The organism is Saccharothrix carnea, assembly GCF_003014735.1.
Taxonomy (GTDB): domain Bacteria; phylum Actinomycetota; class Actinomycetes; order Mycobacteriales; family Pseudonocardiaceae; genus Actinosynnema; species Actinosynnema carneum.
In genome coordinates this window covers 1-7465 of the sequence record NZ_PYAX01000036.1, presented here as the reverse complement: position 1 = coordinate 7465, position 7465 = coordinate 1, and the positions used below count along the sequence as shown (strand labels likewise).

At 70.3% G+C, this 7465-nt stretch carries 5 protein-coding genes; 3 read left to right on the top strand and 2 right to left on the bottom strand.

All coding sequences use genetic code 11. The features are described 5' to 3' along the window. On the top strand, nt 1–435 hold a 435-nt coding region (locus B0I31_RS39815), incomplete at its 5' end, for a cellulose binding domain-containing protein (RefSeq protein WP_181320787.1). 82 nt (nt 436–517) lie between these two features. Next, nucleotides 518–1753 (top strand): AGE family epimerase/isomerase, encoded by a 1236-nt coding sequence (locus B0I31_RS39810; RefSeq protein WP_106620558.1) that lies wholly within the window; start codon nt 518–520, stop codon nt 1751–1753. A gap of 103 nt (nt 1754–1856) precedes the next feature. Here the strand turns inward: B0I31_RS39810 and B0I31_RS39805 are convergent, their stop codons facing one another. Both B0I31_RS39805 and B0I31_RS41450 read right to left on the bottom strand, forming a co-directional pair. Next, nucleotides 1857–3365: an RICIN domain-containing protein gene (locus B0I31_RS39805; RefSeq protein WP_106620557.1), complete on the bottom strand. Its 1509-nt coding sequence runs from the start codon at nt 3363–3365 to the stop codon at nt 1857–1859. 33 nt (nt 3366–3398) lie between these two features. Next, complete coding sequence (locus B0I31_RS41450) at nt 3399–4691, bottom strand: RICIN domain-containing protein (protein ID WP_219911025.1); 1293 nt, start codon at nt 4689–4691, stop codon at nt 3399–3401. A 676-nt stretch (nt 4692–5367) separates the two neighbouring features. On the opposite strand from B0I31_RS41450, the gene B0I31_RS39795 reads away from it, so the two are divergent. Next, nucleotides 5368–7248 (top strand): CBM96 family carbohydrate-binding protein, encoded by a 1881-nt coding sequence (locus B0I31_RS39795; RefSeq protein WP_106620556.1) that lies wholly within the window; start codon nt 5368–5370, stop codon nt 7246–7248. The last annotated feature ends 217 nt before the right edge of the window (nt 7249–7465 follow it).

Genomic DNA, 7465 nt, shown 5'->3' with positions numbered 1-7465 from the left:
GGCGAAGCGGACGGCTGCATCGCACAGGCCGGCCAGTTCGTGCCACAACGCGCCTACGACCTGGCCATCGCCGCCGGACCGACCTCCACCACCACCACCACGACCAGCACGAGCAACAACCCCGGCAGCGGCTGCACGGTGACCCACCGCGTGGTCAGCCGGTGGTCGGGCGGGTACACCGGCGAGATCGTGATCGGGAACAGGGGACCGGCCCTCAACGGCTGGACCCTCACCTTCTCGGCGCCGGGCGTGTCCGTCACGCAGGGCTGGAACGGGACGTGGACCGACACGGGCGACGTGGTCCGGGTCGGCAACACGTCCTGGAACGGGTCGCTCCCGACCGGTGGAACGACGACCATCGGTTACAACGCGAGCTACCAGGGGACGACGCCACCGTTCATCTCACCCGCACTGAACGGCACCGTCTGCTCCTGACCCGGTAACCGGCCCCCGCGGCGGTTCCCCGTCCGCCACCGCCTCCACGGACGGGGAACCGCCGCACGCTAGCCTGCGACCCATGACCACGGAACCGAACCGGTTAAGCGGCCTCGACCACGGCCTTCGGTGGGAAGCGGAGACCGAGCTGCGGCACCGCATCCTGCCGTTCTGGCTCGGCTTGGTGGACCGCGAGCACGGTGGCGTGCACGGCTACGTCGACGCGGACCTGGTCGTCGACCAGACGGCCGACAAGGGCGCGGTCATGGCGTGCCGGTTCCTGTGGACGTTCTCCGCCGCGTACCGCGCCTTCGGCGACCTGTCGTACCTGACGGCGGCACGGGACATGTACCGGTTCGTCACCGCCCACCTGGTCGACCCCGTGCACGGCGGGGTGTTCTGGTCGGTCGACCACACCGGTGCGCCGGCCGACACCGACAAGCACGTCTACGCCCAGGCGTTCGCGCTCTACGCGTTGAGCGAGTACCACCGCGCCACCGGTGACCCTGGTGCGGCGGCCGGGGCGGCGGAGCTGTACGAGGTCGTGACCGGTGTCGGGTTCGACCCGGCCACCGGCGCCTACCGCGAGCAGTTCGACCGCGCCTGGGTGCCGAAGCCGAACGTCCTGCTGGGCGAGGAGTACCTGGCCGACGTCACGATGAACACCCACCTGCACGTGCTGGAGGCGTTGACCGCCTATCACGCGGTGGCGCCGTCACCTGCCGTGGCCGGTCGCATCGCGGCCCTGCTGGAGACCTTCCGCGACCGGCTCTACGACCCGCGCCGCCGTTCGCTGCGCGTGTTCCTGGGCGCCGACTGGCGTGAGCTGGGCGAGGTGGTGTCGTTCGGGCACGACATCGAGGCGAGCTGGCTGATCGACGAGGCGTGCCGCGAGATCGGCGCGGACCTGCCGGACGCCGTGGTCGGGTTGGCCGAGGCCACGGCGGAGCGGGCGGTGCTGGCCGATGGCGCGGTGGCCAACGAGGCGGTCGCGGGCCGGGTCGACGCCACGCGCGTGTGGTGGGTGCAGGCGGAGGCGGTCGTGGGCTTCCTCAACGCGCACGAACGCACCGGCGACCCGGCGTTCCTCGCGTTGGCGCGCGGCACCTGGGACTACATCGCCGCGAACATGGTCGACCCCCGCCCGACCGGCGAGTGGCTCTACGCCCGGGACGCGGACAACGTGCCGCTGCGCAAGGAGGTGGCCGGTCCGTGGAAGTGCTGCTACCACAACGGACGCCTGTGCCTGCAGCTCGTGGAGCGGCTCGCGGTGGACGTCGACCCTTCGGCCCGGAACGGTGAGGTCGGCTCCCGCTGACCCGCGCTTCCGCCCGTGCGCGAACCGGGCGCCCACCCCGGCGCGGGAACGAGGTCCGCGCCGAGGTGGGCGCCCGTGGTGCGAGGTCAGGTCGGGACGGCCGTCAGACGGACGTGCGGGACCACTGCTGGTTGGTGCCGCTGTTGCACGTGTACTGCTTGAGGATCGCGCCGTCCGCGGTCGAGGCGGCCGGTACGTCCACGCACTTGCCGCTGTGCCGGGCCCGGAGCTGGAAGTAGCTGCCGTTGGCGACCAGCTGGAACTGCTGGTTGGTGCCGGAGCCGCAGGTGTACTGGACGAGTTCGGCTCCGTCCGCGGTCGAGGCGCTGACCACGTCGAGGCACTTGCCGCTGTGCCGGCTGACGATGCGCCAGTAGCCGCTGCCCGCGTCCTGGAACTGCCACTGCTGCCAAGCGTTGCCGCCGTAGGTGTACTGGCCGACGCGCGCACCGTTGTCGGTGTTGGGTTGCTGCACGTCCATGGCCTTGCCGCTGTGGCGCACGTCGACCCGGTAGTAGGTCGGCGGCGGTGTCGTGGAGTTGTCGCCCCAGGCGTACTTGACCCGGTCGGCGCCGGAGGCGTTGCGGAGGGTCAGGTTGAGGTCGGTGCCGCTCCCGCTCAGGGAGTACATCGAGTACCAGTCGTACCCGATGGTGCCCGGCTTGCCGCCGAGCGCGGGCCAGTAGGTGCCGCCCATGTTGTTGTCCCGCATGACCTGGGCCATGGCCCGGATGTGGCGCACGAAGTTGTCGGTGCTGTTCGTGTCGCCGTAGTTCAGCCCGGTCGACATCGGCGCGCCGAACTCGGTCGCGACCGCACGGGACGCGCAGTTGCCCAGCCGCGTCTGGATGTGACTGCGGAACTGGTCGTAGGTCATGGGGCTGTAGAAGAAGGCGTAGTGGTGGAACGACAGCAGCGTCGAGTTGAAGCGGCTGTCGTTGCAGATGTCGCGCAGGTCCTGGCTGTAGCCGGTGCCGCCGATGAGCACCCGGCCCGGCACGGCCGAGGTGTGGTAGCTCAGCCAGTTCGCCGCGACGTTGCGCCAGTCCGCCGACGAGTAGCCGTGCGGCTCGTTCATCGGCTCGAAGTAGACGTTGCCGTTCGAGCCGTACGTGTTGGTCACGCTGGACCACATCGTGTTCCACGCGGCGAGGTTGGTGATCCGGCCGCCGGAAGCGGCGCCGTCCTCCCAGTACGCGAGGATGACCTTGAACCCGCGCGCGGTGGCGGCGTCGATGGCGCCGCGGTAGGCGTTCCACCAGGTCGTGTTGGCCACGGTGTGGGTGTTGATCGGCAGCCGGACGGTGTTGACGCCCATGGTGGCGGCCATGTCGTCGTAGAGGGCGTTGGCCTTGGCCCGCACGGTCGCGTTGCTGTCGGACTGGCTCAGGCCCTGCACGACGAGCGTGCCGGTGCTGAAGTTGTCACCCAGCACGGCCCAGTTCATGCCGCGGAACTGGCTGGTGGCGGCGGTGGCCGGCGGGGCGTAGGCGACGAGGCTCGCCGCCGCGGTGAACGCGGTCACCACCAGGGCGGTCAGCAACCGGCGCGACGACCGGGCGTGCCGCGACGGTCCTGACGGGTGACCGCCAGACGCCATGATCAGTGTCATGAGATGTCCAATCACTAGGGTTGCCGGTCGGCCTCAGACCTGGGTTCGGCTCCACTGCTGGTTGGTCCCGCCGCCGCAGGTGTACTGCTGGATGTCGGCGCCGTCGCCGGTGCCGGAGTCGACGACGTCGAGGCACTTGCCGCTGTGCCGTGCCACGATCCGGAAGTAGCTCCCGGTGGCCTGCCACTGCCACTGCTGGTTGGTGCCGCTGCCGCAGGTGTACTGGATGATGTTGGCCCCGTCCGCGGTGGAGCCGGAGGCGACGTCCAGGCACTTGCCGCTGTTCCGGTTGACGATGCGGAAGTAGCCGCCGCCCGCGTCGTGGAACTGCCACGCCTGGTTGCCGCCGCCGTTCCAGGTCCACTGCTTGACCTCGGCGTTGTCCGCGGTGGAGGCCGAGACGACGTCCAGCACCTTGCCGCTGTTGCGGTTGGTCACGCGGTAGGCCGGTACCGAGCCGGGCACGTCGGCCACCGGCAGGATCGTGCCGTGGCGGCAACCGGGGCACGTGATCTGGCTCAGGCCCGACCAGGAGTCCAGGTTCGAGCTCGTCGCCGTCCAGATGCCGCCGTTGGTGTACTTGTCGACCCAGATGCGCCAGGAGCCGTCGCTCATCCGCAACACGGCCGGTCCCTCGTAGCCCGAGGTCCACAGCCTGCCCCGGTTGCCCCACCCACCGGTGAGGCTCGTGCTGGTCCAGTGCTCGATGTACTTGGACGTCTCGTTCTTGGTGAACGCGTGGTAGGTGCTGCCCGACTTCACCACGTAGGTGTCGATGTAGTTGTAGCCGAGGCCGCCCATCTGCACCGGTCCGCTCCAGGACGTCAGCGCGCTGTTCTGGGCGGTGAAGACGTAGGGGCGGAAGCAGTCGGAGCACGTCGTCTGGGCGATGCTGACGATGATCCGGACGGTGCCGCCCTCGACGTAGAACTCCGGCGCCCACGTGAACCGCGTGTTGGCGACGCCGGAGCTGACGCTCGTCACGTGCGTCCAGTTGACCAGGTCGGGGCTGGAGGCGATGTTGAAGTGGGTCGAGTTCGTGGTCCACGACTGGACGGTGTGGGCGATGTAGTAGAGCCCGTTGTGCTGGATGACGCTGGGGTCGCGCAGCACGCCGGACGGGCCGCGGTAGTCGGTGTCGGCCAGCACGCCGAAGTTCGTGCCGTTGGATGAGGAGTAGACCCAGAGCTCCTGGTCGGCGGCGGCATCTCCCTTGAACGTGGTGTAGACGTAACCGGGGGCGGCTTGGGCCGGTGGCGCGACGGCCACCGCGGTCGAGGCGGCGGTGAGCACCGCCAGGCAGAGTCGGGCCAGCAGTCTGATCACGGGTGGACTCCCGGGTGTGAGGGGGCACGAGTGTCTGGTTCGGACAGACGGGACGGCCTCACCTCGAAGGAGGGCGCCAGGTCATCGCTGCGACACGCGTGCGGCGTTCCCGCCGGGAGGGTGAAGAGTTCATCGTTGATCTCCTCGGGCTGTCGATGACGCGCCGGTCGCCCCGACCCGGGCGGGGCACCGACGGCTCATCGGCGAGTGCCCAGCGCGGCACCGCCGTCGACTGCGGGTCAACGGCGGTCCGGTAGGTGGGGAACCGCGAATGTTTGCGTTAACATTCGAGCGGTCACAGTGTGGGAGCAGTGACACGACGGTGTCAAGGGTGTGACGCCGCGCCACTTCCGCGCCGTGGCCGATCGCCGCGGCGGCGTGGGAACCACCGAGCCCTCGGGGCAGTCCCATCGGTGATCAATCCACCGTGAGAGGCTCCCGCACCCTCGGGCGAGGTCGCGCAGTGGCTGGAGTCCTTCGTGGTCCTGTTGTACGGCGGCGATCCCGGGGACGACGCCGGTGGACTGGAGTACTGGCGGGAGGACTGGCTGCGGCAGGCCGAGATCGACGGCGACGCCGCAGCGGCGAAATTCTCCGGCCGGAGCGGCGGCATGCGGGAAGATGTGCGGTGGCCGGGTCCGAGCGGGTCCGGCCACACCCATGACCAGGGGGGACCATGTCGAGACGAAGATCCCTGCTCGCGCTCTGCGGGGCCGTCGCCGTCGCGCTCACCGCACTGCCGGCTACCGCGACCGCCGCACCGCACCACACCGGGCTCAGCCTGGTGCGGGCTTCCTACACGGACTCCGCGGCACCGCACACCGCGTTCCCGTGGACCGGTCGGGACGCCCCGCTGGGCGCGTCGAAGCCGGACGGCCGACTGCACGTGTCGCGCGTCTACCTGACGTTCGACGTGTCCGCGTTGGCGGGCGCGGGGATCGGTGCCGCGACCCTGTACCTGCGGGAGAGCACGACGGCCGACTGCGCCAAGCGCGCGATCGAGGTGTGGGAGACCAAGACGGCCACCGCCGACCCGACGTGGGCGCACGCGCCGGAGCGCAAGCGGTGGGTGGACGACGTCACCAGCACCGGTACCTGCGTCGGCTACCCGTCGTTCGACGTCGCCGCGGTCGTGCGCGACGCGGTGAGCCGGGGCAGGTCCAGGATCACGCTGGAGGTCACGGTCCCCCGGCAGTTCGAGCGTGACGTTACCTACGGCCGCACGCTCGACGGGTACCACCGGGCGACGCTGAGCGTGCAGCACAACCGGGCTCCGTCCATCGTGGACCAGCACCGCTACAACGGCGGCCAGGCGTGCGCCACCACCGCGCCGCACCCGAGGCTGAACCAGCACTTCGTCGTGCTCGAAGCCCTGCCTGCCGACCCGGACCCCGGTGACCGGCAGGTTGTCGGGCTCACCGTCGACTTCGCGCTGTGGCCGCAGGACGACCCGGCGGCGCGGACCGAGCAGCGCGCGCCGTCCACCGACCCCACCCGGGTGGCCCGGTGGGAGGTCCCGGCGACCCTGTTCGCCGCGGACGGACGCACCTACTCGTGGCAGGCCAGGGTCACCGATGGGGTGGACACCTCGGCGTGGTCCGAGCCGTGCCACTTCACCGTCGACACCGTGAACCCGCCCGCACCCGTGGTGACCTCGGCCAACTACCCGCTCGACGGGTCCACGCGGGCTCCGGTGGGCGAACCGGGCGTGTTCACGTTCGACGGCGGGGGCAACCCGGACGTCGCCGGCTTCGAGTGGACCTGGGGCGAGTTCTGGACACACGGCTGCACGTACGGCGAGCTCAACAGGCTGATCTGCCCCGACCGGTTCACCGGCCAGAACACCGCCCGGGCCGATCGGCCCGGCGGCACGGCCACCGTCGACCTCACCCCGTTCGGATCGGGACCGGTCAGGCTGGGCGTGCGTGCGGTCGACACCGCGGGTCGCATCTCGGAACCGGTGTTCGTCACCGTCTACGTGCCGAGCAGCCACCCCGAGGTGTCCGTCGTCGGTGAGCCGCCCCGGTTCAACCAGGACGTGACGCTGAAGTTCACGCCGCACCCGGACGTCGCCGCCCGCACGATCGACTTCACCTACCTGCTCGACGGGCAGGAGCCGCGCGTCGTCCAGGCCGGTCCGGACGGCACGGCGACCGTCACGTTCCGCGCCGACCGGGAGCGCGGCCACCAGGTGACCGTGCGCAGCCGCAGCGACAACGGCTGGACCTCGAACGAGGCGTCCTGGTGGCTGAACTTCCCGCCGTGGCCGGGCGTCGCCTCGGAGGTCTACCCCTCCGACGACGAGCCGCACGGCGGGGCGGGCGTGCCGGGCACGTTCACCTTCACGCCACCACCCGCCTGGTCGGGAGTCGCCGCGTACCGGTACTCGTTCGACTGGATGGAGCCGTACACCGACGTCGCCGCCGGTCCTGACGGCACCGCGACGATCACCTGGACGCCGCCGGCTCCCGGCTGGTACAGCCTGAGCGTCTACGCGGTCCGGCCTGACGGCACCGTCAGCGACCTCGACACCACGTACTCCTTCAGCGTCGCCTGATCCAGCCCGTCCCTCCCCGTCGCGCGACGGGGAGGGACGGCGCTCCACGTGCCCCGCGGCCAGGGAAATCCACTTCGGACCGCCAAGAAATGGATTTCACCATTTCGGTGTCCATCAGTGCCTTAGAGCGTGTCTTACGTGGTGTGTTTGGTGAGTCGTTTGTGGCAGGTGAGGGTGGCGGCGAGGGTGAGGAAGGCGGTGTAGAGGTCGGCGCGGC